Origin of the sequence: Acinetobacter sp. V110_1 (assembly GCF_031798975.1) — a bacterium.
GTDB lineage: Bacteria > Pseudomonadota > Gammaproteobacteria > Pseudomonadales > Moraxellaceae > Acinetobacter > Acinetobacter nosocomialis_A.
The window spans coordinates 1,270,101-1,295,692 of the sequence record NZ_JAVQNN010000030.1 but is presented as its reverse complement, the minus strand read 5'-3'; the positions used below and the strand labels follow the sequence as shown (position 1 = coordinate 1,295,692).

27 protein-coding genes are annotated in these 25,592 nt (G+C 38.4%); 16 read left to right on the top strand and 11 right to left on the bottom strand.

The genetic code is table 11. The annotated features are described in order from the left end of the window. Nucleotides 1-50: 50 nt before the first annotated feature. Nucleotides 51-608: a DUF2239 family protein gene (locus tag RMA95_RS16935; protein ID WP_311072090.1), complete on the bottom strand. Its 558-nt coding sequence runs from the start codon at nucleotides 606-608 to the stop codon at nucleotides 51-53. Nucleotides 609-822: 214 nt separating this feature from the next. On the opposite strand from RMA95_RS16935, the gene RMA95_RS16930 reads away from it, so the two are divergent. After that, a complete protein-coding gene (locus RMA95_RS16930; protein ID WP_263613170.1) occupies nucleotides 823-1,335 on the top strand; it encodes a hypothetical protein in 513 nt (170 codons plus the stop codon). A 47-nt stretch (nucleotides 1,336-1,382) separates the two neighbouring features. Here RMA95_RS16930 and RMA95_RS16925 read toward each other — a convergent pair whose 3' ends face one another. The 3 genes from RMA95_RS16925 to RMA95_RS16915 form a co-directional block, all read right to left on the bottom strand. Further along, nucleotides 1,383-2,720: a CitMHS family transporter gene (locus RMA95_RS16925; RefSeq protein ID WP_263613171.1), complete on the bottom strand. Its 1,338-nt coding sequence runs from the start codon at nucleotides 2,718-2,720 to the stop codon at nucleotides 1,383-1,385. Nucleotides 2,721-3,272: 552 nt separating this feature from the next. Next, nucleotides 3,273-4,598: a hemolysin family protein gene (locus RMA95_RS16920; protein WP_311072087.1), complete on the bottom strand. Its 1,326-nt coding sequence runs from the start codon at nucleotides 4,596-4,598 to the stop codon at nucleotides 3,273-3,275. Nucleotides 4,599-4,720: 122 nt separating this feature from the next. After that, complete coding sequence (locus RMA95_RS16915) at nucleotides 4,721-5,710, bottom strand: LysR family transcriptional regulator (protein ID WP_001047619.1); 990 nt, start codon at nucleotides 5,708-5,710, stop codon at nucleotides 4,721-4,723. A gap of 588 nt (nucleotides 5,711-6,298) precedes the next feature. Between RMA95_RS16915 and RMA95_RS16910 the strand changes: the two genes are divergently transcribed. Then, nucleotides 6,299-7,903, top strand: a complete 1,605-nt coding sequence (locus tag RMA95_RS16910) for an isocitrate lyase (RefSeq protein WP_311072084.1) — start codon at nucleotides 6,299-6,301, stop codon at nucleotides 7,901-7,903. Nucleotides 7,904-7,966: 63 nt separating this feature from the next. Here RMA95_RS16910 and RMA95_RS16905 read toward each other — a convergent pair whose 3' ends face one another. After that, on the bottom strand, nucleotides 7,967-8,446 hold the full coding sequence (locus tag RMA95_RS16905; RefSeq protein WP_022575036.1) for a copper resistance protein NlpE: 480 nt from the start codon (nucleotides 8,444-8,446) through the stop codon (nucleotides 7,967-7,969). Nucleotides 8,447-8,647: 201 nt separating this feature from the next. Continuing rightward, the gene (locus tag RMA95_RS16900; RefSeq protein ID WP_188198314.1) at nucleotides 8,648-8,971 is read right to left on the bottom strand and encodes a hypothetical protein; all 324 of its coding nucleotides are present in this window, start codon (nucleotides 8,969-8,971) and stop codon (nucleotides 8,648-8,650) included. Between the two features lie 195 nt (nucleotides 8,972-9,166). On the opposite strand from RMA95_RS16900, the gene RMA95_RS16895 reads away from it, so the two are divergent. The 9 genes from RMA95_RS16895 to RMA95_RS16855 all read left to right on the top strand — a co-directional run bounded on the left by RMA95_RS16895 (nucleotide 9,167) and on the right by RMA95_RS16855 (nucleotide 15,441). Continuing rightward, nucleotides 9,167-10,042 carry an urease accessory protein UreD gene (locus RMA95_RS16895; protein ID WP_311072080.1) on the top strand — a complete coding sequence of 292 codons (876 nt, stop codon included), beginning with the start codon at nucleotides 9,167-9,169 and terminating at the stop codon, nucleotides 10,040-10,042. A 100-nt stretch (nucleotides 10,043-10,142) separates the two neighbouring features. Next, a complete protein-coding gene (ureA, locus tag RMA95_RS16890; RefSeq protein WP_039248685.1) occupies nucleotides 10,143-10,445 on the top strand; it encodes an urease subunit gamma in 303 nt (100 codons plus the stop codon). An 11-nt stretch (nucleotides 10,446-10,456) separates the two neighbouring features. Then, a complete protein-coding gene (locus tag RMA95_RS16885; protein WP_311072075.1) occupies nucleotides 10,457-10,765 on the top strand; it encodes an urease subunit beta in 309 nt (102 codons plus the stop codon). 37 nt (nucleotides 10,766-10,802) lie between these two features. Then, the gene (ureC, locus tag RMA95_RS16880) at nucleotides 10,803-12,503 is read left to right on the top strand and encodes an urease subunit alpha (protein ID WP_311072072.1); all 1,701 of its coding nucleotides are present in this window, start codon (nucleotides 10,803-10,805) and stop codon (nucleotides 12,501-12,503) included. 69 nt (nucleotides 12,504-12,572) lie between these two features. Beyond that, nucleotides 12,573-13,055 carry an urease accessory protein UreE gene (gene ureE, locus RMA95_RS16875; protein WP_311072070.1) on the top strand — a complete coding sequence of 161 codons (483 nt, stop codon included), beginning with the start codon at nucleotides 12,573-12,575 and terminating at the stop codon, nucleotides 13,053-13,055. Further along, nucleotides 13,042-13,707: an urease accessory UreF family protein gene (locus tag RMA95_RS16870; RefSeq protein ID WP_311072069.1), complete on the top strand. Its 666-nt coding sequence runs from the start codon at nucleotides 13,042-13,044 to the stop codon at nucleotides 13,705-13,707. The genes ureE and RMA95_RS16870 overlap by 14 nt, the downstream gene beginning before the upstream one ends. A 27-nt stretch (nucleotides 13,708-13,734) precedes the next feature. Then, nucleotides 13,735-14,349: an urease accessory protein UreG gene (ureG, locus tag RMA95_RS16865; protein ID WP_000140200.1), complete on the top strand. Its 615-nt coding sequence runs from the start codon at nucleotides 13,735-13,737 to the stop codon at nucleotides 14,347-14,349. 9 nt (nucleotides 14,350-14,358) lie between these two features. Then, nucleotides 14,359-14,928, top strand: a complete 570-nt coding sequence (locus RMA95_RS16860; protein ID WP_311072067.1) for a HupE/UreJ family protein — start codon at nucleotides 14,359-14,361, stop codon at nucleotides 14,926-14,928. Nucleotides 14,929-14,985: 57 nt separating this feature from the next. Next, the gene (locus RMA95_RS16855) at nucleotides 14,986-15,441 is read left to right on the top strand and encodes a hypothetical protein (protein ID WP_311072317.1); all 456 of its coding nucleotides are present in this window, start codon (nucleotides 14,986-14,988) and stop codon (nucleotides 15,439-15,441) included. A 72-nt stretch (nucleotides 15,442-15,513) separates the two neighbouring features. Here the strand turns inward: RMA95_RS16855 and rsmD are convergent, their stop codons facing one another. Both rsmD and mrdA read right to left on the bottom strand, forming a co-directional pair. Next, nucleotides 15,514-16,059, bottom strand: a complete 546-nt coding sequence (rsmD, locus tag RMA95_RS16850; protein WP_311072065.1) for a 16S rRNA (guanine(966)-N(2))-methyltransferase RsmD — start codon at nucleotides 16,057-16,059, stop codon at nucleotides 15,514-15,516. After that, entirely contained in the window at nucleotides 16,059-18,077 is a 2,019-nt protein-coding gene (gene mrdA / locus RMA95_RS16845) for a penicillin-binding protein 2 (RefSeq protein WP_311072064.1), read from the bottom strand. The genes rsmD and mrdA overlap by 1 nt, the downstream gene beginning before the upstream one ends. Before the next feature lie 236 nt (nucleotides 18,078-18,313). On the opposite strand from mrdA, the gene RMA95_RS16840 reads away from it, so the two are divergent. The 4 genes from RMA95_RS16840 (at nucleotide 18,314) to RMA95_RS16825 (ending at nucleotide 21,198) form a co-directional block, all read left to right on the top strand. Beyond that, entirely contained in the window at nucleotides 18,314-18,832 is a 519-nt protein-coding gene (locus tag RMA95_RS16840; RefSeq protein ID WP_311072062.1) for a hypothetical protein, read from the top strand. A 61-nt stretch (nucleotides 18,833-18,893) separates the two neighbouring features. Beyond that, nucleotides 18,894-20,207 carry a hypothetical protein gene (locus RMA95_RS16835; RefSeq protein WP_263613182.1) on the top strand — a complete coding sequence of 438 codons (1,314 nt, stop codon included), beginning with the start codon at nucleotides 18,894-18,896 and terminating at the stop codon, nucleotides 20,205-20,207. Nucleotides 20,208-20,293: 86 nt separating this feature from the next. Then, nucleotides 20,294-20,947, top strand: a complete 654-nt coding sequence (gene adk, locus RMA95_RS16830) for an adenylate kinase (RefSeq protein WP_002117671.1) — start codon at nucleotides 20,294-20,296, stop codon at nucleotides 20,945-20,947. A gap of 71 nt (nucleotides 20,948-21,018) precedes the next feature. Continuing rightward, entirely contained in the window at nucleotides 21,019-21,198 is a 180-nt protein-coding gene (locus RMA95_RS16825) for a hypothetical protein (RefSeq protein ID WP_311072060.1), read from the top strand. Here the strand turns inward: RMA95_RS16825 and nth are convergent. Together nth and RMA95_RS16815 are read right to left on the bottom strand one after the other, a co-directional pair. Further along, nucleotides 21,195-21,881 carry an endonuclease III gene (nth, locus tag RMA95_RS16820; protein ID WP_311072059.1) on the bottom strand — a complete coding sequence of 229 codons (687 nt, stop codon included), beginning with the start codon at nucleotides 21,879-21,881 and terminating at the stop codon, nucleotides 21,195-21,197. The genes RMA95_RS16825 and nth overlap by 4 nt on opposite strands. Beyond that, nucleotides 21,882-22,673 (bottom strand): RnfABCDGE type electron transport complex subunit B, encoded by a 792-nt coding sequence (locus RMA95_RS16815; RefSeq protein ID WP_151763454.1) that lies wholly within the window; start codon nucleotides 22,671-22,673, stop codon nucleotides 21,882-21,884. Nucleotides 22,674-22,944: 271 nt separating this feature from the next. Here RMA95_RS16815 and gdhA point away from each other — a divergent pair, with 271 nt between their 5' ends. Beyond that, nucleotides 22,945-24,348 (top strand): NADP-specific glutamate dehydrogenase, encoded by a 1,404-nt coding sequence (gene gdhA, locus RMA95_RS16810; RefSeq protein ID WP_311072056.1) that lies wholly within the window; start codon nucleotides 22,945-22,947, stop codon nucleotides 24,346-24,348. A gap of 55 nt (nucleotides 24,349-24,403) precedes the next feature. Here gdhA and RMA95_RS16805 read toward each other — a convergent pair whose 3' ends face one another. Then, nucleotides 24,404-25,513, bottom strand: a complete 1,110-nt coding sequence (locus RMA95_RS16805) for an META and DUF4377 domain-containing protein (protein WP_311072054.1) — start codon at nucleotides 25,511-25,513, stop codon at nucleotides 24,404-24,406. Nucleotides 25,514-25,592 lie beyond the last annotated feature (79 nt).

The following is a 25,592-nucleotide window of genomic DNA, read 5'->3' as shown; positions in this document are numbered from 1 at the left end:
GATTGAAAATGAGTTCTAAAAAACCCGCGTAAGCGGGTTTTTTATTGAGTTTAGAAAATATTTTGAGCTTTTAAAGTTAAATATTCTCTTAAATCTTTAGGGTAGCTCTGGATCATCTTTAAAAATGTATCCCGATCGCCTTGATATAGGGCACGTGTTGCTTCCTCATAATTTGGCATATTACCTAACATGGCAGACATAAAACGGTCGATGGCTTGTTTGGCGAGCATAATATTGCCTTCAGAATTTGGGTTATTTAACTCTTTATCAATTAACTTGCGAATCACTGCTGATGCACTTGCACTTTGTTGATCTAACCAATCCCAATGTTTTTTCTGTAAAGTGATTTCACGAGAAATTACACCAAGTTTAGGTCGTCCAACTTTTTTAATTTCTTCCGGCTCAGCATAACGTTGTTGAAATTCTTGTTCCGAACCAGAAAGATCAAGATCAATTTGTTGACCTGTTTGATCATTAAAAATCAGAATATTTTCCGTTGTTTGAGGAAGATCTTTGAGTTTTTTTGCAAGTTCAACAAGAGAGTCGCTTGCAATAAGTGTACTTCCAGTAAAAGCAGTATAGGTGATTGTAGTATTCATTTTTGCCACATATTTTTTATCAGGGTAAAATAATATTATCAGGGTAAAATTAATTTGGCAAACATTAAAATTTATAACCAAAGAATTATTTGATTTTATGAGTGTAATCTGTGAAGTTAGGACTATAAAAATAGTCACGGTGATAGGCTGTTTAAAATTTTGTTCTGCTTTAATATCGCTTTTATGAGAGAATGTGCCTTTAGTTGTATGTATAAGGACTCCTATGTTTGAGCAATCTCCTGAATCTTTAAGCGATATCGAAATTTTAGACATTTTACAGTCGATGAAAAAAGATAAGCTTGATACGGAAGCAAATGAAATCATCCGTAGCGGGGGGAAAGCAGGACGTCAGGAAGCGCATAAACAAGCTTTGGTGGCACTAAATACAAATTTTGAAGAGAAATTTGTAGAGGCAGTTACTCTTGCATTAGGTTTAAATGCAGCTCAAGCTAAAAAAATTCGCTATAAAAAAGATCGAATTCGTATTTTAAAAGCACGTGGTATTGATTATTTAGCTATTGATGGTGCAGAAACAGCGCAAGTTTTGGCACAAATTTCACAAGCAATTGTGCGAGAAGATGCAATTGTTACTCATGACTTGCATGACATCTTCCCATTTTGGAAAGAAGGTTGGCCAATGGTGCAATTTGATAATGCCTATAAAATTTTAGAAGAAGATATTGGCTTGCACTTTCATGCGTTCTTAGATGCCATGATTGAGTATGTGAATAAATAAAAATAAAAGCCCCAATTGGGGCTTTTATTTTTTATAGCAGAATGTAGTTAGACCGCACTAAAAAGTGGGAAAACACCAATCACTAATGCTGTACCCATTAACACCATACAAGTAATAAATGCCCACTTAAAAGTGAACTTTTGATGGTCTGCAAAATCGACTTTAGCAAGACCGCATAACAAGTAAGTTGATGGAACAAGTGGTGATAATAAGTGTACAGGTTGGCCTACAATAGAAGCACGTGCAATCGCTTCTGGGCTAATACCATAATGTGAAGCAGCTTCAGCAAGAATAGGTAATACACCATAGAAGAATGCATCATTTGACATAAAGAAGGTCAATGGCATGCTTACGAAAGCTGTAATTGGTGCGAGATATGGACCCATACTTGCAGGAATCATTGCGACAAATTCTTTAGACATTGCTTCAACCATGCCTGTGCCAGATAAGATACCTGTAAAAATACCTGCCGCAAAAATTAAACCTACAACAGCCAAGATGCTATCTGCATGCATAGCGATACGCTTTTTCTGCATATCAACATCAGGGTAGTTGATGAGCATTGCAATACAGAACGCCAGCATGAATAACACTGACATAGGTAAAATACCTTTGATCAATGCAATCATAAGAAGAATGGTGAGCACCATATTTACTTTACGTAAATGTGGACGAGTCGCTTCTGGATCTTTTGAAACAGTAATGTTGTCGCCGTGGTGACTTTCAAGCTCAATCACGCCTAAACGCTTTTGCTCATAACGACCATATAAATATGCCAAGAAGAATAACCAACCAATGCTAATCACCATTGGAAGGATCATTGGTACAAAAATATGGCTTGGATCAACTTGAAGCGCACTCGCTGCACGGGCAGTAGGGCCACCCCATGGTGTAAGGTTCATTACACCACTACATAACAACATAAGTGCTGTCATGATGAGTGTATTCATACCTAGGCGTTGATAGAGAGGGAGCATCGCTGCTACACAAATCATGTATGTCGTTGAGCCATCACCATCAAGAGAAACTAATGTAGTTAAGAAAACAGTGCCTAATGTAATTTTTAAAGGATCACCTTTAACTTTTTTCAAAATCCATTTAACTGGAGGATCGAAAAGACCTGCATCGATCATTAAGGCAAAATATAAAATCGCGAATAATAACATTACGCCAGTAGGCGCAAGTTTTTTGATGCCTTCTAGCATCATTTCGCTGAGACCCTTAAGCTCAATATGACTTAAGCTTTCAAAGTAGTGACCAAGGCCCCAGGCGATAAGAGAAAAAATAAATGGGATAAGAATTAAAGCAATAATAGGGCTTAAACGTTTGGACATGATTAAATACATGAAGCATAAAATCATGCCAACACCAAGTAATGTCAGCATACAATCAATCCTTTGCCTTTAGTTTTACTGAACAAGTTTATTCAAAACTCTGACTTTGATTATTCTTATGAATTTTTATTAAAAAGACAAATAATATATTTAGTTTATTTGGTTAATATATATTCACTTGGCAAGGTATATTCTGTGGAAATACTGAACATATATATTAATGGTATAGTCTATTTATAATATATAGCACTTATTATAAGAACTTATAAAGCCTTTATCATATTTAAAATTATCATGTATTTTTAGAATTTATATTTAGTTTGAATGCTGAAATGAGAAGTATACCCATTTACAATGCTTGTAATGCTTACGTTACACAAGAAAGAGGAAGCTGTAAATCTTTTATATGCAATTTTTTATTTCAATTTAATTAAAAAATTTTATTTTAATTAAAGGGTTAATTTATATATTTGAAAATGTGATTAAGATTATAAATTAAACTTTTAATATGAGTATATTTAAATTAATTGCTAATTTAAAAGAGATGTATTGTATTAAAAAATATCCTGCTTTAATTAGCAGGATATTTTGCACCAAAATAAATCAATTTTCATCTGATGGAGGTTGTAAATCAGATTTTTCTAATACGCGGGTTACTAATAACTGATCAATTTTAAAATGGTCTACATCGACAACTTCAAATTTATAACCACCGAATTCCACAAAATCTGCTGGACGAGGAATTTTGCGTAAACGGTACATCATAAAACCTGCGAGCGTCTCATAATTTTCTTCATCAGGCATTTCATCAATTTCAAGCGCATGCTTAAGATCTTCAATAGGTGTACTACCATCGATCAACCAAGAGTTATTATCGCGTTTAATAATTTGCTGTTCTTCTTCAATAGGGGTAACCCAGTCACCCATAACGGTAATCATGATATCACTTAGTGTAATTACACCAACCACAAGCGCATATTCATTAATTACAACGGCAAACTTTTCTTTTGTTGATCGGAAGCGATCCAGCAATTCTGATAGTGTTAATGTATCTGGTATCATCAGAACATTACGAATAGTAGATTCATTTAACTGTGTAGGTGATTGATTATTTAAAATACGAACCAGAAAGTCTTTTGCATCTACATAACCAATGACCTGATCAATATTTTCATTACACACCAAAAATTTAGAATAAGGATATTCTGCCAGTTTTTGTCGAATGCTGTCTTCGTGTTCATTTAAAGTAAAGTAAACAACATTTTCACGCGTGGTCATACTTGATGGCACTGTGCGTTCTTCAAGTTCAAATACATTTTCAATAAAGTGATGTTCTTGTTTCTGAAGTACGCCTGCTTGGGCACCAGCATCCATAACTGCTGAAATATCATCAAAAGTTATATTGTCTTCACGTGTTGTATTTACTTTAAATAAGCGGAATAACAAGTTTGCAATTGCGTTGATTCCCCAAGCTAAAGGCTTACAGATTTTAATAAAAATCTGAATAGGGTTAATGACACTAATTGCGATTTTTTCAGGTGCAATCATAGCCAAGCGTTTTGGCATGAGATCGGCAAATAAAATAAATAAAGAAGTTACCAAAGTGAAAGATAGGGCAAAACCAATCGTTTGTGTCCAAGGACCTTGGTAAAAGCGGTCAACTAAGTTGACAAAGAAAGGACGAAATGCAGCTTCACCCAAGATACCGCCTAAGATTGCGACAGCATTTAGGCCAATTTGGGATGCTGCAAAAAAGTCTGCAGATTGTTCTTGTAAATCAAGTACCTGTTGAGCACGTTCTTCGCCAGCTTCGGCCAAAATTTTTAACTTTACTTTTCTGGCACCAGCTAGAGCGATTTCAGTTAAAGATAAAAAGCCTGCTGCGATGATGAGCAGTACGATGATAATGATATTTTGAAAGAGACTCACAAATCACCCGAGGATCATCATTATTATGACTATGTTTTAACACAAAAAAGCGCTGAGGTAATCAGATTGATTACTCAGCGCTTAAGATAATGTTGGAAAGAGACAATTAAATTAAAATTTATTTAATAGTGGGAAAATTGTGAATTATTGGTTAGAAACTCACGATTTTCCTCTTCGATCATTTGGCGAGCAACGAATAGGATAAGTTGGCGTAACCAGCGATGAGCTGGGTGATGGTGTAATAGAGGACACCATGCCATTTTAAGTTCGAACTCAGGAATATAAAACGGTGGATCTTTAATGACTAATTTTGGATTTTGTGCTTGTAAGCGTGCCATTCGAGTTGGAAGTGTTGCAATCAAGTCAACGTTTTGAGCAAGCAATGCTGGCATTTGATAGTGACGCGTAAATACAGAAATTTTACGACGTTGACCAATACGTTCTAATGCTTGATCAATCCAGCCTAGGCCACCTTGTTTGTCTGGGTTTACCCCAAAACCAACACCCATACCAGTTTTAGATACCCAAATATGTTGAGCATCTAAATAGCTTTTTAAATTTAAATGAGTAACAGCAGGGTGTTTGTCATTTAAAATACAGCTAAAGCTATCACGCCAAACTAAAACTTGGTGGAAACTTTGTGGTATTTCATTGAAGCGGTTAATAGCTAAATCAACTTTACCTTGTTCCATGTCTCTATATGACACATCACTTGGTGTAAGAAAATCGAGTACAACGTTTGGTGCTTCAGAGCGTAGGGCTTTAACAAGACGTGGGACTAGGGTTGCTTCTGCATAGTCAGAAGTCATAATACGGAAAACGCGATTACTGGTATAAGGGCGGAATTCGGTACGCGGTTCCAAAATCATGGAAAGATCAGAAAGGGCATCACGAATACGTGGTTGTAATTCAAGTGCACGTTCTGTCGGTGTCATCCCTTCAGATGAACGGATCAGGAGAGGGTCATTAAATAAATTACGCAAACGGCGTAAAATATTACTCATGGCAGGCTGAGTAACACCAAGCTGTTCGGCTGCGCGCGTAACGTTTTTTTCACGAAGAAGAACATCAAGATATATTAATAGATTAAGATCTACCCGCTCCAGATTCATAAAAAAAATACCGAAAATAAAACCCTAAAATTGTTTCAAATTATGCCATATTTAAAGAACATTGTGTGAAAAAATGATGAGAAAAACGACATTTTTTGTTGAAATTAAGTATGCCTGAAAAACACCTCAAATGCTCTATTTTGTTATCTTTGATCTGTTTTTATATTTGTAATTGGGGATGGAATATTTTTAATTAATATTTAGTATTGTTCTAGCATGTTGATTGACTTTTTTCATTGGCAAAAGTCGCCTAATTTACAATTGACTTTTAACACTAAAAATGAATGGAAAAATCTCAAAAATTGTATAAAAATAAAACTTGGATAGTTTTTTGATCAAAATACTATACTCCTTTAGGATTATTTTGTTTTTATAAACAAAGTGTTATGTTTTTTAGTTTTACTTATAATATCGATTTATTGGTATATTTTTTAAATAAATACTGAAGATTAACCAAGGATATTGGATTAATTGATTGGCTAAGTCTAAGCTGTGTACATGAAGAAGCAGCTGGTGTCATAAGAAATTTAAGTAACATGACTCTAGGCTTCGATCGATGAAATCCTAAAATGAATACAGGACAATATCATGACTACATATCAAACAGCGATTGATGCAGTACGTGAATTAAAATCAAAATTCGGCAACACTTGGGCAGACATTAGCCCAGAAGATGCTGCTCGTATGCAACTTCAAAACCGTTTCAAAACAGGTTTAGATATTGCTAAGTATACAGCTGCGATTATGCGTCGTGATATGGCTGAATACGATGCTGATTCAAGCAAATATACTCAATCATTAGGTTGCTGGCATGGTTTCATCGCTCAACAAAAAATGATTGCTAACAAAAAATACTTCGGTACTACTAGCAAACGTTATATCTACCTTTCTGGTTGGATGGTTGCTGCACTTCGTTCAGAATTCGGTCCACTTCCTGACCAATCTATGCACGAAAAAACTTCAGTACCTGCTTTGATCGAAGAAATCTACACTTTCTTACGTCAAGCTGATGCAAAAGAATTAAATGACTTATTCCGTGCTTTAAACAAAGCAAAAGAAGCGGGTGACTCTGCGAAAGTAGCTGAAATCACAGCTCAAATCGACAACTTCGAAACTCACGTTGTGCCAATTATTGCGGACATCGATGCTGGTTTCGGTAACGAAGAAGCAACTTACTTACTTGCTAAGAAAATGATTGAAGCTGGTGCTTGTGCGCTTCAAATCGAAAACCAAGTATCTGATGCAAAACAATGTGGTCACCAAGCTGGTAAAGTAACTGTTCCACATGCTGACTTCATCGCTAAGATCCATGCTCTTCGTTATGCATTCTTAGAATTAGGTGTAGAAGAAGGTGTTATCGTTGCTCGTACTGACTCTGAAGGTGCTGACCTTACTCAAAGCATTCCAGTAGTTAAAGAGCCAGGCGACATCGCATCTAAATATATTAGCTACTTAGACACTCAAGAAATTGATATCTCTGAAGCAACTGATGATGAAATCTTAATTAAACGTGATGGCAAGTTACACCGCCCAACTCGTTTAGCTTCTGGTTTATATCAATTCCGTGAAGGCACTCAGATTGACCGTGTTGTACTTGACTGTATCACTAGCCTTCAAAACGGTGCTGACTTACTTTGGATCGAAACTCCGACTCCAAACGTAAAAGAAATTGCACACATGGTTAACCGTGTTAAAGAAGTAGTTCCAAATGCGAAGCTTGTTTACAACAACAGCCCATCATTCAACTGGACTTTAAACTTCCGTCAACAAGCGTATGACCGTTGGGTTACCGAAGGTAAAGATGTGTCTGCTTACGACCGTGCTAAATTAATGAGCGCTGAGTACGACAACACTGAATTAGCTGCTGATGCTGATGAAAAAATCCGTACTTTCCAAGCAGACGCTGCGCGTGAAGCTGGTGTGTTCCATCACTTGATCACACTTCCTACATACCACACTGCTGCTCTTTCTACTCACGAATTAGCACAAGGTTATTTCGGTGACCAAGGTATGTTAGCTTATGTTGCTGGCGTACAACGTAAAGAAATCCGTGGCGGTATCGCATGTGTGAAACACCAAGCAATGGCTGGTTCAGACATCGGTGATGACCACAAAGAAATCTTTGCTGGTGAGAACGCACTTAAAGCTGGTGACGATTCTAAAAACACAATGAACCAATTCTCAGCTCACTAAGAATTGACTTCATAAAAAAACCGCTCAAATGAGCGGTTTTTTTTGTTTATATTGAAAAATTCATTAATCTTCTTTTTTCAACACATAATGTTCAGCCAAAGAACCTTCAACTTTTTTACCTTCCATATCTAAAGCAGTCGCTGTATTTTCACCAATAAAGAATTTACGGTTTTGAGCTTTATCATCTAAGGTAATAACAGAGGTATTGTCTTTATCGAAAGCAAACTTACCATGTGTTTCAAATGGGTTTGTATCGCCTTTACCTAAATAAGTTTCAGTCAACTCATAAGTTTTATCATCTTTTAATTTTAATTCGGTTTTAATGCCTTCACAGTCTGCACATGGAAGTGTTCCTTTATATTTGCCGTTCCAATCTAGTGAGTTCTCTGCTGTATGTTCAGTATCTACGGCAACAGCATTACTTGCTTCAGTAGTTTGCACAGGGGTAGATGCATCAGAAGTTGTCTCTGTTTTATTTTCGTGTTTATTACATGCGACAAGAAGAGTACTCATAAGTGCAATTGCTAATAATGATTTTTTCATAATGACCAAAACCTCAAAATAAAAATAAAAAGTAGTTAAAGCCTAGGAAAAAATAAAAGAAAATAAAAGCGTTACTATGTTGCTTAATTTTATCAAAAGGTAAAGTGAATACTTGTTGGACGCTTTGAAATAGTAATTTTTAAATTAACTTGGTGGGGTAGAGGTATCCATTTAAGTCATTTAATGGATACCTTTTTTAAATTATGGCTGTGCAGAAACGCCACCTAGAGAGTCACATGCTGCTTTATAAAGTTCATACTGCTTCTTTACCACTTCATCTAAAGGCATAGCGAATAATTCTTCACCTTCTTTATAGCTTTCTACATAAGAGGTCGCTTTATCTTTACTCACCGCTAAAGTCTGTTGGTAATAAGAGTTGATAGAGCTTGTAGGCATTTCACTTGTTTCAACATTTTTACATTGAAAATTATTTAATAGTTTTTCTGCGCGTTTGACCTCACTAGATTGGCCAAAAATACACCCAGTTAAAAATACAAAAGGTACTAACACGAAAAAGATTTTCATGGAAAAAATTTATAAGAGCGAGGATGGGCGCTATTGTATAAATAATTCCATGCTTTACTGTGGTTTTATGTTAGACATTGCTTGTTTTTTAACTCATTAAAATAAAAAAAATTGTTTCTAAGTTTGTAATGACCTCTTTTTGTATTTGGTGCATATTTTGCTTATTAAGAAAGCCATGATTAAAAATGAGCCAAAATGAATCGGATTCAACAATTTTCTCAGAGTTCTTCAGCACCATTTTGGTATGCCCAATTAGATCTCGGTTTCTGTTTTAAAAATTCTCGCACCATAATGAGTCATCGAAAACATTATGGCCCTGTTCGGGTGCAAAAAATGCTTTGGCCAGAAAAGACAGGAGTTTGCCACGCTATTATTGTTCATCCACCAGCAGGTATTGCAGGAGGTGATCATCTTACTTTCCAAATTGAAACAGCAGAGCAGGCACATGCGGTGATTACCACGCCTGGAGCTGGGAAATGGTATAGAACCAACGGCAAACAAGCTTTTCAGCATATTTATTTGACTGTAAAAAATGACTCTATTTTAGAGTGGATGCCACAGGAAACTATGTTGTTTGACGGTGCTGTAGCATACTCGGAAACACATATTTACCTTGAACAAACAGCAAGTTTTATTGGATGGGATATGCTGGTGTTGGGCCGACAGGCTCGGGCTGAAAATTTCGTTCAGGGAAGTTATCACAACCAGTTTAAATTATGGCGTGAAAATAAATTATTAGTTGCCGATACTTTGTATTTTGAAGGTGGAGATCGCTGGTTAAGCTCATGTTTAGGTATGAATAATCAAGCCGTGATGGCAAGTTTTTGGGCTGTACCTCCTGAGAAATTCCGTTCTTCATTTTATTTAGAGCAACATGTTGAACTCATCCGTGAACTCATTATGCGTATGGATGTGCCTGTGACTTTGACGTTACTAGAAGATGTACTGTGTGCACGTTTTTTAGGAAATGATGTGCGACATTGCCATGATGCTTTTGCGGCTATAAGAGCAAGATTAAGACGTTATTGGTTTGATTTAGATGAAGAATTTCCAAGAATTTGGAAAACCTAATTTACGTTAAATTGCGTATTTAAAAAACGATTAAAACAAGTATGCTGCTTTTGAGCATGCATTTTGCTTAAAGAAAACTAGATGCTATTAGGAAAGAGATATGGAACTCAATCCAACAGAAAAAGACAAGTTACTCATTTTTACCGCAGGCTTGGTGGCTGAGCGTCGTAAAGCGCGAGGTTTAAAGCTGAATTATCCAGAAGCAGTTGCATTTATATCTGCAGCCTTACTTGAAGGTGCACGAGATGGAATGACGGTCAGTGATTTGATGCATTACGGTACCACCTTATTAAAGCGTGAAGATGTCATGGATGGTGTAGCGGAAATGATTGCTGAGGTTCAGGTTGAAGCAACTTTTCCTGATGGTTCGAAATTAGTCACTGTTCATCAGCCAATCGTATAAAAGGAACGCTTATGATCCCCGGCGAAATCATTACTCCAGAGATTGACATTGAACTAAATGTTGGACGAGAAACTTTAAAAGTTGTAGTGGCTAATCTTGGCGACAGGCCTATTCAAGTCGGTTCTCATTTTCATTTTTATGAAGCCAATGATGCACTTCAGTTCGACCGTGAAGCAGCAAAAGGTTTTCGCTTAAATATTGCAGCGGGTACTGCAATACGTTTTGAACCTGGGCAAAGCCGAGAAGTGGAACTTGTTGCTTTAGCTGGTAAGCGAGAAGTATATGGTTTTGCAGGCCGAGTCATGGGTAAGCTGGATTAAACATAACAACCATAATGAAAGATATGAGTAAAAAATTATGAAAATGTCACGTCGTGCATATGCTGAAATGTTTGGTCCAACGGTTGGAGATCGTATTCGCCTAGCTGATACAGAGCTTTTTATTGAGGTTGAACAAGATTTAACGACCTATGGTGAAGAAGTTAAATTTGGTGGTGGAAAAGTTATTCGTGACGGGATGGGGCAATCTCAACTTTTAGCCGATGAAGTTGCTGACACGGTCATTACCAATGCTTTAATTGTAGATTGGTGGGGAATTGTAAAAGCTGATGTTGGCTTAAAAAATGGCCGAATCTGGAAAATAGGAAAAGCCGGCAACCCCGATATTCAACCTGACATTACCATCCCTTTAGGGGCTGCAACAGAAGTGATTGCGGGTGAAGGGCAAATTTTAACAGCAGGTGGTATTGATACCCACATTCACTGGATTTGTCCTCAACAAGTTGAAACTGCACTCATGTCGGGTACAACAACAATGGTTGGCGGCGGTACAGGACCTGCGGCAGGTACTTCGGCAACAACAGTGACTCCAGGGCCTTGGCATATTGCGACCATGTTGCAGGCAATTGATGATTTGCCTATGAATATTGGCTTATTGGGCAAAGGTAATTTGAGTTTGCCAGACCCAATTCGAGAGCAAATTAAAGCTGGGGTAATTGGATTAAAATTACATGAAGACTGGGGCTCAACACCAGCAGCCATTGATAACTGTTTAAGTGTGGCAGATGAGTTCGATGTACAGGTTGCGATTCACACGGATACTTTAAATGAAGGTGGTTTTTTAGAAGAAACGCTGGCCGCATTTAAAGACCGTACCATTCATACCTACCATACCGAAGGTGCAGGTGGTGGACATGCTCCCGACATTTTAAAAGCAATTGGGCAAAGTAATGTCTTGCCATCTTCAACTAATCCAACGCGACCTTATACTATTAATACCATTGATGAGCATTTAGATATGCTCATGGTTTGCCATCATTTAGACCCTGCAATTGCTGAAGATATTGCTTTTGCGGAAAGTCGTATTCGCCGTGAAACCATTGCCGCTGAAGATATTTTGCAGGATTTAGGTGCTATTGCCATGATGTCTTCTGACTCTCAAGCAATGGGTCGTGTGGGTGAAGTCATTTTACGAACTTGGCAAACTGCCCACAAAATGAAAATTCAACGTGGTCCATTAGAGGGTGACAATGAGTTTCATGATAATAATCGGGTTAAACGCTACATTGCCAAATATACAATTAACCCAGCAATTACCCATGGTTTAAGTCATGAAATTGGTTCAATCGAAGTCGGGAAACTTGCTGATTTAGTGTTATGGAAGCCGGCCTTTTTTGGTGTGAAACCCTCCATGATTATTAAAGGTGGCATGATTGCGGCAGCACCGATGGGTGACATTAATGCCTCTATTCCGACACCTCAACCCGTGCATTACCGTCCAATGTTTGGGGCTTATCCGCGTGGTGTACATAACACCTGTATTACCTTTTTATCTCAAGTCGCAATCGATGAAAAAGTTGCTGAGAAGCTAAATCTTAAAAAGTTAATCAGTCCGTGTAAGAACACGCGTGCAATTACCAAAGCCGATATGAAACACAATACATATTGTCCAGTCATGCATGTGCATCCCGAAACTTACGAGGTACGAGCAGATGGTGAACTATTAACATGTGAACCTGCTGATGTGTTACCCATGGCACAGCGTTATTTCTTGTTTTAATGAATTTATAGAGGTGATTTGCCTCATTACCTTATATATGAAAGAAATAAATAAGGAGAGAAAAGCTAAATGAAAATTTACACCCAACGACTTGAAGATATTTCTCCTGATCAGGCATTTGAAACGGTTGAGCTGACTTTTGATACCCGCCAAAAATCACGGTTTCGAGCGGCTTTAGCGAGTGGCATCGATATTGGTGCTGATTTACCGCGTACCGGCATTTTGCGTAGTGGTTCATATATTGCAACGCAAGAGGGGGATGTATTACGTGTTGATGCCAAGCCTGAACGGTTAATGCGAGTTACTGCTCAAACCGATTTTGATTTACTTAAAGCTGCCTATCATTTAGGTAACCGACATGTGCCATTAATGCTGACACCTACAGCTTTGTATTTTGAGCCCGATCATGTGCTTGCAGAAATGGTAGAAGGGTTGGGGCTGACAGTGACAGAAACAGATCATCCTTTTGAACCTGAAAGCGGTGCCTATGCTCAGCATAGTCATGACCATCGCTTAAGCCCAATAAAAGCTTTACACCATGTCCATTCATAATGCTGCGCAATTACTGCAATTACTGACACTGTCTTCAACGGCATTGCCAGTTGGAGCGTATTGTTATTCACAAGGTGTAGAAACAGCCATTGATATTGGCCTAATACATGATGAAACCTCAGCAATTGCTTATTTCGAAGAAGTGCTGGAAATGCTGCTAGTACGCTTTGAGCTACCTGTACTTAAGCGTCTTATGCAATATTATGATGAGCCAGATGAGTTCTTGATTTGGGCAAATTTATATAAGGCGAGTCGAGAAAGTAAAGAGCTTTTGGCTGAATCGCAGCAGTTGGCATTTTCCTTAAATGCATGGATTAAAGATGTTTTAAAAAAAACGGTTGAGGTTAAAAAGCAGTTGGGTTTTGTACCTGTCTATGCGCAGCTTTGCGGTCGTTTAGAACTTAAAGATGTGGATGTACTCACAGCTTATACCTTTACCGTTTTAGAAAATCAGGTTTTAGCAGCCGTAAAAACAGTCCCATTGGGCCAAATGGCAGGACAAAGAATTTTGTGGCATTTGCATGGGCTGGTACCACACGCTGTAGAGAAAGCTTTAAAACTTAAAGATGAGCAATTGAGTAGTGCTTTACCTCGCTATGCCATGCTGAGCATGAAACATGAGACTCAATATTCACGGTTATTCAGATCTTAAAAATTAGGAAATAAAAGGATAAAAATCATGACAGAACGTAGTCCATTACGAGTCGGAATTGGTGGACCGGTGGGTTCAGGTAAAACAGCACTTACGCTTAATTTATGCCGTGCCTTGCGTGATAAATACAATATGGCTGTAGTGACAAATGACATTTATACCAAAGAAGACTCAAACTTTTTAACCCGTAATGAAGCGATGTCGCCAGATCGTATTGTGGGTGTGGAAACAGGTGGTTGTCCACACACAGCAATTCGTGAAGATGCCTCAATTAACTTGGCTGCGATTGATGATCTATGCGAAAAATTTGATGGCTTAGAGCTGATTATTATTGAAAGTGGTGGTGATAATTTAGCGGCAACATTTAGCCCGGAACTTTCTGATTTAACTTTATATGTTATTGATGTAGCAGGTGGTGAAAAGATTCCACGCAAAGGTGGACCGGGTATTACTAAGTCAGATTTACTGATTATTAATAAAACTGACCTTGCACCTATGGTTGGCGCAAACCTTGATGTGATGGATCAAGATGCAAAACGCATGCGTGGTGAAAAGCCATTTTTATTTTCAAACATGAAAACACAAGATGGGCTTGAAGAAATTATTCAATTTATTGAGAAGCAAGGGCTGTTTAAGGCTTAAGGAGTAACTATGAATTTCATTAAAAAATGTAGTATCGGGCTCCTTAGCATGTTACCTGTGTTAGCTATGGCGCACCCGGGGCATGATCATGCACATTCAGGGTTTATGGCAGGTTTTATTCACCCTTTTACTGGTCTCGATCATTTAGTGATGGCTTTGGGTTTTGGTGTCCTGTTGTGGTCAGCAGCTAAAGAGTGGAAAATTGCCGGAGTCATTACTTTAAGTATTACTTTAATTGTAGGCTTTTTAGTAGGTGCTGAAGGTTTGGTGCCAGCGAGTATGGCTGAATACGGCATTATTGCTTCTTTGATTGTTACAGCGATTGCACTATGGACAAAATCAAATCGGATTTTGCCTATTGCTGCTGCATTACTTGCAAGCTTTCATGGTATAGCGCATGGTGTTGAACTCGCACATGCGGGACATATTGTTGCATTAGTAGCTGGTATGGTTACTGGTATGGCACTTATCTATTGCTGTGGCTTAGCACTAGGTGCATTGTTTACGCGATATGTACCTTATGGCAAAAAAATTATGGGTACTTGCGCAGCAATTGTTGCAGTCATTGGTTTAAGTTAATTAAACCCTTGCAAAAAAAGGTAGCTTTAAGCTACCTTTTTGGATTTGCAAAATAAAATGTGTGTGCATAAAAATATTTATCCTATTTTTACAGCGCTGATTATCTTTTACAGTGGATATGTTCAGGCCTATGATTTTTTTCAACCAGAAAGTGATTCTACTTTACTAGATACTGAGCAGTTGTTAGATCAATCAGATTTAAACTTGGAACAAAGGCGATTAGCCATTGAGCATGATAATGAAGTTAATAACTATAATGTGCTCAAAAACGAGTTTTATTCAAATGAGCGTTGGGTAATTTATAATTATACGGCCTATGATACCGGGCAACTTCACAGCAAAAGCATCACTGGTTTAACGAATCATATTAATATTCAAGATTTATCCATTTCAGTTGGGTATGGAGTTAACTATAGTGTTAATCCAAGACTGAACATTGGTTATGAATATATTTCGAGTTTTCCTTATGATCGAGGTCAACTGATACGATTTTTTACGATCTATCTATTCTGAAATACAAAATTAAAATAATCGAATTCAAATAAATAGATCAGGTAAAGTAATTCTTTATAAAATCCTACATGATTAAATTTTCTGATAAAGCCCAGCGTGTACTGTGCCAGCTTTAGTGGTTTTAACTTGTTGCCATGTTGCCGGAAGTTGAAGCTGAGCTAAATCTCGGTCAGCCTCAATATAAATGTACCCATTCTTTTTAATATGCGAATCTGCCAAATGAGCGAGCTCTTGCCATAGATCGAGACTATAAGGTGGATCTAAAAAAACGACATCAAACTGTTCTTTTAAGCGCGGTAATGCTTGCTGAGCAGTTGCATTAACTAAATGACAATTTTGAGCTTTTAGTAGTTGAATATTATCTTTTAAAAATCGTGCTTGAGTCTTATCTGGCTCAATCATGTAAACAGATGCGGCACCGCGTGAAAGTGCTTCAAAACCTAAAGCACCAGAACCTGTACAAATATCGAGAACCTGAGCATTTTGAATGTCCCACATGAGCCAGTTAAATAACGTTTCACGGACACGATCTGGGGTGGGTCTTAAACCCTCAATACTGGCAAATGGTAAAACTCGTCTTTTCCATTCGCCCCCAATAATGCGTAATTGATTTTTCATTATTCATCGATCTCATTTGTAGCAGGGCGAGCAGGAGCAGCTTGTGGAGCAGATGTTGCTGCTGCGGTAGTTGTAGCAGCTGCTGGAGTAGAGCTAGCAGTTTCGCCGCCACTTGGAAGCTCACCCGGTTTAATTCCGGCTGTCATAAGGCCACCATTGACTTGATGGTTGGCTGGACGAATCGGATTTTTATTGCGGGTTAATAACCAGTAATCAAATATCGGCTTAGCAAGTTGAGCTGCTGAACCACCATGACGACCATTTTCCCAAATGACTGCAATAGCAATTTCAGGTTTGTCAGCAGGTGCAAACCCAACAAAAAGACCATGGTCAAGTTGGCGTTCACTAAGCGCAGCTTCGTTGTAGCGTTTACCTTGCGCAATACTCTTAACCTGTGCAGTACCTGTTTTTCCGGCAATTTGATAGAGCGATGTACGGATACCACGTCCAGTACCTGATTGAATTACATCAATCATGGCTTCTCGCATTTTTACCCAGTCTTCGTCTGTACCGTTGAAATTAATTTTTCCATCAGGTGCATTACGGACTGTAAATGGTTTTGCACCATGCGATGCGCGTAGAACATGAGGAACTACATGCGAGCCGTGATTCGCTGTAATGGCTGTTGCCATTGCAAGTTGTAATGGGGTTGCAGTAAATGCACCTTGACCAATACTCACGGAAATAGTTTCACCTTTCATCCATTTGGTTTTGCGTGTACGCATTTTCCATTCAGGACTTGGGTATAAACCTTCACTTTCACTTGGTAAGTCGACACCTGTTTTTTGACCAAAGCCAAATTGGCGCATCCATTGGTTCATCTGGTCGATGCCCATTTGATTTGCCAAAATATAAAAATAGGTATCGCAAGACATGATAATGGCTTTGTGCATGTTTACGATGCCATGACCAGTTTTTTTCCAGTCACGGAATTTGTGAGAGTCACCAGGTAAATGGAAGTAACCTGGGTCAGAAATAGCAGTAGACCAGTCGACAATACCATAATGTAAACCGCCCATCGCTTCCATTGGTTTAATGGTCGAACCAGGAGGGTATGCCCCTTGAACAGCACGGTTATAAAGAGGTTGGTCGATGTTGTCACGTAGAGAGCTATAATCTTTATGATTAATACCCGTCACAAATAAGTTTGGGTTAAAGCTTGGGCTTGAAACCAAGGCAAGAATTTCGCCAGTACGTGGGTCTATCGCAACAATTGCACCACGGCGACCAGCAAGTTGCTGTGATGCTATAACTTGTAAACCATAATCCAATGATAAGTACAGGTCATTACCACGAGTTGGATCTTTACGTCCTAAATGACGCAATACATTACTATGTGCATCGGCTTCTACAGATTCATAACCCGGTGTTCCGTGAAGTAAATCTTCATAGCTTTTCTCTACGCCAATTTTACCAATCAGGTTTGTTCCAGCGTATAAATCTTTATCAATACTTTTTAATTCTTTATCGTTAATACGGCCAACATATCCAATCACATGAGCAAACAATTCACCATGCGGATAATAGCGCGTCATTTGGGTTTCAATTCTCACCCCAGGGAATTTGTATTTAACTTCACTAAACTTGGCAATATTTGTCTCGGTTAAGTTGAGCTTAATTGCTACGCGTTCAGTTTTACGCGCCGTTTTAATACGGCTTTTAAAGCGGTCTACATCTTCTTGAGTAAGCTCTAGAATTGGTTGTAATTGTTCAATAACTGCATCAGGATCTTCAACGTCTGCCTTACTTAATGTTGCGGTAAAAACCGGGTAATTATCTGCCAGTAAAACCCCATTACGGTCATAAATATAACCACGAGCAGGGGGGAGCGGTTGTAAGCGAATACGGTTTTTATCCGATGCAGTTGAGAACTCATCGTAATGAAAAATTTGCAGATAAGCGTATCGGCTGGCTAATACCAATAGACAGATAATCACAAGACCTACGGCAAAAAATATACGACCTCGATAAATGCGCTTTTCTTGCTGGATATCTTTTAAAGGAAAGTGCTGTTTCATACGGATCGACTTAATGACATAGGGTGAGAAAAATAGCTGCTTATTCTAACGCAAGCGCAGTTAAAATATTGCATAATTTTCAAAGTTTCAGTGAAGAGGCAAATTGGCTTTTTTGACTTTGTAGACAACAAAATTGTAGAGTCTTGTATATAAGAAGCAAAATAATTCTGTTAAAGTCTCTCATTCAATAGAATAGGGTTGTTCTCACTATACGATTAGGGAAAATGGAGAAAATAATGAGAAAAATTTATCCCTTACTTGCAGTTTTGACAGTAAGCTGTTGGGCAAATGCTCAAGATTATTCATTTCTTCCAGAAGCAAAATTAGCAGATCATAAAGCAGCGACTTGGAATGTAGGCGCAGGTTTTACTCAAAAATTGTTACATCTCAATGGTGAGTGGGTAAATCCTTATGGAATTGCTTATGCAAAAGTTGGTGCATTTTTAAATGGTGATAAAACTGCCGGTGGACAAGTTGGATTTCGCTATCCTTACTACCTTACCGGAACAGATAAAAATGGTTACTATATTGGCTTTTATGCTGGACATCTTGATAGCAAATCGGTAGACGGAGAGTATAAATCTCGCTTAGGTGCTGGTGTCGATTTGGCATATGTATTGTTGAATTCAGAAAGAATTAGTACGTTTAGTGTGGGTATTGGAGCAGCTGAAAAATTAACTGACCAGAATGGAGCTGTTGCTGCCGATACGAAACCGCAAATACAATTTTCTTATTCTCTAAGTTTTGGTTTATAAAACAAAGCAGCTTATCGTTAACTCGCCATAAGCAGAGCACAAATAAATACGAGAGTCTTACATGTTAGAGTACGTCAGCGGATTGTGGCAGACCTTTTTACACAGACCTGATTTTTGGGCCGTTTTAAGTATCATTCCGGTCACTGCCTTTGTCACATGGGCACATGTGTGGATGGCTTTAAAAATGGTGTTTTACCCAATTAAATTTTGGGGATTTCACTTAGGTCCTTTGCCAGTTGGCTGGCAAGGTATTGTGCCACGTAAAGCAGGGCGTATCTCAGGAATTATTACCGATAATACTCTATCCAAGTTAGGTTCTTTGCGTGAGTTTTTAGAGGCAATGGACCCTGAAGACATGGCACGTATTATTGGCGAACAAGTCGGATTTGAACTTGAGCATTTGATTGATGAAGTGATGATCGATCGTAATGCAGTGCTTTGGGAAAATTTACCTTATTCGATTAAGCGCCGTATTTATGCTCAAGCGCATAAGCAGTTACCCGGTGTGCTAAGAGAATTAGTGACTGAACTGACCATGAATGTCGAGTCACTGGTTGATATGCGTGAAATGGTGGTCAGCCAAATGGAAGGTGACCGCCGTTTAATGGTACGTATGTTTTTAAAAGTTGGGCAAAAAGAAATCAACTTTATTTGGCATATTAGTGCTTTAATCGGGATGTTCTTCGGTATTTTCCAGATGGTTGTCTGGTTTGTGGTGCCATGGCATTGGACTGTACCGTTTTGGGCATCTATTTGGGGCTTTTTAACCAACTGGATTGCAATCTGGATGGTATTTAACCCAATCGAGCCGCATTACATCCGTTATCCGCAAATTTTTAGATTAACAAAAGATCGTAAGTTCCCTTGGATTGTGCCTGTTTTACGAATTGGTACCTATAATTTCCAAGGTGCTTTCATGAAGCGTCAAGAAGAAGTCTCTGAAGTCTTCTCTAGTGTAGTGACAGAAGATCTGATTACGTTAAAATCGATTATGACAGAAATGATGTATGGTCCACGCAAGGACAAAACACGTCGTATTGTTAAACGTCATATTAACGAAATCATGGAAACTCCACTTGTTCGAACATCTTTACAGCTTTCTTTGGGTCCAAGAGAGTACGCAAGATTAAAGACGGACTTGATTGATCGTTCAATTGAAATTACGATGGGACCCGTATGTGACCCTGCACTGAATGCAAGCCGGGCACAGAAGATTTTTCAAATGTTTAAAGAGCGTATTCGTGAACTAACACCAAAAGAGTTTCAGAATTTGTTACGTCCAGCATTCCAAGAGGACGAGTGGATTCTTATTGTACTAGGTGGGGTAACCGGATTTATTGCTGGTACAATACATTTGTTTGTGGCTTTCTTATAATTCGAAGTCGGGCAGGATTTATTGAAGATCAACGAAATTAAATCTGCCAGACCTCACATTCATTGTTTTAAATGAGGATGTTTTTTATGCGCATTATCTTACTCGGACCACCTGGGGCAGGCAAAGGGACTCAGGCTCAGTTGATCTGTAAGCGCTACAATGTCCCACAAATTTCAACCGGTGATATGCTCCGTGCTGCGATTCGTGAAGGTACTGAATTAGGTTTAAAAGCTAAAAGTGTAATGGAATCTGGCGGTTTAGTTTCAGATGAACTCATTATCGGTTTAGTAAAAGAACGTATTGCTCAACCTGACTGTGCAAATGGCTGCATTTTCGATGGTTTCCCACGTACTATTCCTCAAGCAGAAGCATTGGAAAAAGAAGGCATCAGTATTGATCACGTGATCGAAATTGATGTACCTGACGAAGAAATCGTAAAACGTCTTTCTGGTCGCCGTCAGCACCCAGCTTCTGGTCGTGTTTACCACACTGTATACAATCCACCTAAAGTGGAAGGTAAAGATGACGAAACTGGTGAAGATCTTGTTCAACGTCCAGATGACCAAGAAGAAACAATCCGTAAGCGTCTAGCGTCTTATCATACTGAAACAGAGCAATTAGTTGGTTTCTACCAAGGTCGTGCTGCTTCTGGTGAAAATGCGCCAACTTATGACAAGCTCGATGGCTTGCGTACTATCGAAGATGTACAAAAAGATTTGTTCAACATCTTAGACAAATAATTTAATATTATTTGTGATAAAGAGCCCTCTTTGTGAGGGCTCTTTTCTTTCATTAAGTGCGGGAGAACGATATGAAAATCATTTTGATTTTAGTGGTATTGCTGAGTCTGGCACTATTGTTATTTTTACTATATCAAAGTCAAAAAATGCTGCGTCATGTGCAGAAACAACAGGCTTTGGAAAATAAAAAGAATGAACGAGAACGTCAACTACATCCGAAATTACAGCAGATTAAAAAACCTCAGGATTAACTGAGGTTTTTTGTTGGAATTGTTTTCATAGCGCCAAATTCAAAGCGGTCTGGCCAGTTACACACATCGGAAACGACACATTCTGAACATTTTGGTTTACGTGCGATACAGCAGTAACGGCCATGTAATATCAACCAATGGTGCGCATCTACAATAAATTCTTTCGGAATTACCTTAACTAGGCGATATTCAACTTCGAGAACATTTTTGCCTACTGCTAAGCCGGTTCGATTTCCCACACGAAAAATATGTGTGTCGACAGCCATAGTCGGTTGTCCGAATGCTGTATTTAAAACCACATTAGCTGTTTTACGTCCTACGCCTGGTAGAGCTTCCAAGTCTTTTCTGTTGCTTGGAACCTCACCGTTAAATTGTTCCATTAAAATTTTACAGGTCTTAATGACATTTTCAGCTTTCGCGTTATAAAGGCCGATGGTCTTTATATATTCTTTTAAGCCGTCTACACCTAAGTTATAGATTTTTTCAGCAGTATTGGCGACAGGATAAAGCTTATCTGTTGCTTTGTTTACGCTAACATCGGTCGCTTGTGCCGATAACATGACGGCAATTAATAATTCAAAAGGTGATGAATATTTTAATTCGGTTTCTGGAGAAGGTCTTTGTTCACGAAGGCGTTCAAAGAAAATTTGAATCTGCTTTTTCGTCATGTTTTTGACGGCCATTCAGACCTCCTGTAATTGAATGAGTTGCTGTTGTAGTTCATCAAGTTGAAGACGTTTTTTTGCATCTTCTCGAACACTGAGCTGCTTTTCCAACTTTTTAATTTGTGTGCGAATTTTAGCTAATTCAATCGTAGTTTTCGCATCATTTACAATTGCTTCTTTTGGCTTCTCAATGAGCTGAATTGAAGGCAAATCGTCAAGTGCTTGAGAGAACTGTGCAAAAAGTTGGGTATCAATTTCAGCACGTACTACAGGCCCTTTACGATGTATACGACGTTTCTCTTCGCGTTGAATATGCGCGTAGTAACGTTGTCTTAAATCATCTTGCTCTGCAATGCGCTGTTGTTCGTTCGGTAAAGCTTGAGTGTCTTCGACCAGATCAATACAGTCAACTGGGCAGGGTGGAATACATAACTCACAACCTGTACACAAATCAGTCAAGATGGTATGCATAAGCTTACCACTACCAATAATGGCATCTACAGGGCAGGCATTAATACATTTTGTACATCCGATACATTCGTCTTCGCGAATAATCGCTTTCATGCGTTGTGGGCGTCCATCGGCTTGTACAGGCCAAACACTTGTTTCAGCAGGTAACGACGAGCGATTTAATAATTTTGCGAGCGCATCGGCCACTGGCTGTCCACCAGGAACACATTTATTTGCTTCTTCACCTTCAGCAATGGACTTTGCGTAAGGTAGACAACCGTCACGGTGTCCACACAAACCACATTGTGTTTGTGGTAATAACGCATCAATCTCGCGTATGAGAGAAATAGATGGATTCATAGAGGAAAATAGCTTGCTTAAAACGATGCGATAATGAAGAAAAACCTAAGTAAGGTCAATGGATTTTAACGAATTTATTGGCTTTTTAACTGACCTAAAATGTAGCTAATGTTGCACAATAATAGATCAATAAAAGTGAAAAGATAAATGACTATTTCTGATTTTTAGGAAGTTTTTCTAAAATTAAGTTTATGATAATTAAGTAAAATAAAATAATTTAAAATAACTATTGTTAAAATTGATGGAAAGGGATTTAATATTTTGCTGCTAAATGATGCATTTTAAAATGTATTGCACCAATTTAATTCATTACTATGCTGAGGACCGTGCATTGAAATATAACAATCTGAATGAATTCCTGAATTACGTGCAAGCGCGTGATCCGCATCAACCTGAGTTTTTACAAGCTGTCGAAGAAGTCATGACAAGCTTGTGGCCATTTATTGAAAAAAATCCGGAATATGCAGAGCATGGATTGTTAGAGCGTTTGGTTGAACCAGAGCGTGTAATTCAATTTCGTGTTTCATGGATGGATGATCAAGGCCAGACTCAAGTGAACCGTGCTTTTCGTGTTCAATATAATTCAGCAATTGGTCCATTCAAGGGTGGGATGCGTTTCCATCCATCGGTCAACCTATCTATTTTGAAATTTTTAGGTTTTGAGCAAACTTTTAAAAACTCACTGACCACTTTACCAATGGGTGGTGGGAAAGGTGGTTCAGATTTTAACCCTAAAGGTAAATCTGATGCTGAAATTATGCGATTCTGTCAGGCTCTGATGATTGAGCTTTACCGTCATTTAGGTCCAAATACCGATATCCCTGCTGGAGATATTGGTGTGGGTGCGCGTGAAGTAGGCTACATGGCTGGCATGATGAAAAAACTCAGTAATGACACTGCATGTGTATTTACTGGTAAAGGAATTTCATTTGGCGGCAGCTTAATGCGCCCGGAAGCAACAGGTTATGGTACGGTTTATTTTGCAGAAGAAATGCTAAAAACACGTGGGCTATCTTTTGCTGGTAAAACTGTTTCGGTCTCTGGTTCTGGTAACGTTGCTCAATATGCTGCGGAAAAGGCAATGTTCTTGGGCGCAAAAGTGGTCAGCTTATCTGACTCTAATGGTACTGTTTATCTAAAAAATGGTTTTACAGATGAGTTGCTGGCTGAAGTTATGGAGTTGAAAAACGTTAAACGTGGACGTATTTCAGAGTTTGCTTCTAAGCATGGCTTTGAATATTTTGAAGGTAAAACACCTTGGCATATTCCTGTAGATATTGCTTTACCATGTGCAACACAAAATGAATTAACCGATGAAGATGCTAAAGCACTGATCGCTAATGGTGTCATTTGTGTAGCTGAAGGCGCTAACATGCCATCTACACTTGAAGCTGTTGAACATTTTATTGAAGCTAAGATTTTATATGCTCCGGGTAAAGCATCTAATGCGGGTGGGGTAGCAACTTCAGGTTTAGAAATGTCTCAAAATGCAATTCGTTTGGGCTGGACACATGCTGAGGTTGATGAACGCTTACATGCAATCATGAAAGACATTCATGCCAATTGTGTTAGATATGGTACTAAAGAAGACGGTACTGTGAACTATGTAGATGGTGCCAATATTGCAGGCTTTGTAAAAGTTGCTGATGCGATGCTTGCACAAGGTATTTATTAAAATATAGAAATAAAAAATCCGATGCAAAAGCATCGGATTTTTTTTAGTCTAAAAATTATTTTTTAGGCTTTTTAACCATTTCTTGCTCTACAACCATATCTAACACATCTGCTTGGCTAGATTGATCTGCTGCTGGGTTTTTCACTTCAAAGCGTTTTACACGTAAAATTACGCGTTGGTTTGGATTGTGTTCAAAACCTTCGATTTGACCATAATATAATGACCAGTTTTTGTCGGCATAAGTTTTAACGCCTTTGTCATCATATTTAACTTCACGAACTTGCAAGCAAGTTTGTGGCGCAACACCCGTACAAGATTTAGTTTCTGGCGCTACTTCAAGAAAAACAGTTTTACCTTCAGACTGGTATTTTGCTTCAGGTGTCATTTTACCTGTGAACGTATATTTCTGACCTTGAGCATCAACGATTGTCAATGTTGGTTGATCGGCATTTGATGTATTAAGTTCAAATGGAATCGCACGTTTTTGGAACAGGCTGCTAGAGAATTGTTCCTGTTTCATTAATGCAGGTTCACACGCCATCATAGTCGACATTACATCAGCAGTTACGATGGTATTGTTTTCAACTTTCCAAGTAGTGCCTTGGCGGTTACAACCTGTTGCGATAGATAAACGGTCGTTTGTGAAGTTAAGAACAATCGGCTTTTTAGTATTTTCAGGTTGATATGACCATGAATAATCAGTTAAAGCTTGAGTATTAGTTGCTTTTACGCCTTGGAAAATATGCTTTTGACCTGCTTTATCTGTCACGCTTAAGATTACCTGACCATTGCTGTTACTAATTTCAATTGGCAATTTTGCTTCACTAAAGATGCTATTAGACAATTGTTCTTGTTTCATTAAATCGTCTTGGCAAGCCATCATTGTTGATGCAAGTGGAGAGGTTACAAGCTGGTTACCTTCAACTTTCCAAGTACCACCTTGACCATTACAACCTGTGTTAATTGCTAATTTGCCGTCTGCATTAAAGTTAAGAATAAGTGGCTTAGATGCTTTTACATTTTGATAAGTCCAAGCATATTCACTTAAAGTTGCTGCAAGATTTTGTTGTTGCTCAGATACAATTGGAGCTTGAGTGTTTGAAACTGTTTGACACGCCATCAAAGAAAAAGGTAACAACGCAAGAATTAAATATTTAATTTTCATTTAAAAAACTTCAAGTAAAAAAACAACAGCACTAAGCTTAAAACATTCTTAAAAAAAGAAAATGTAAACATATGATTGT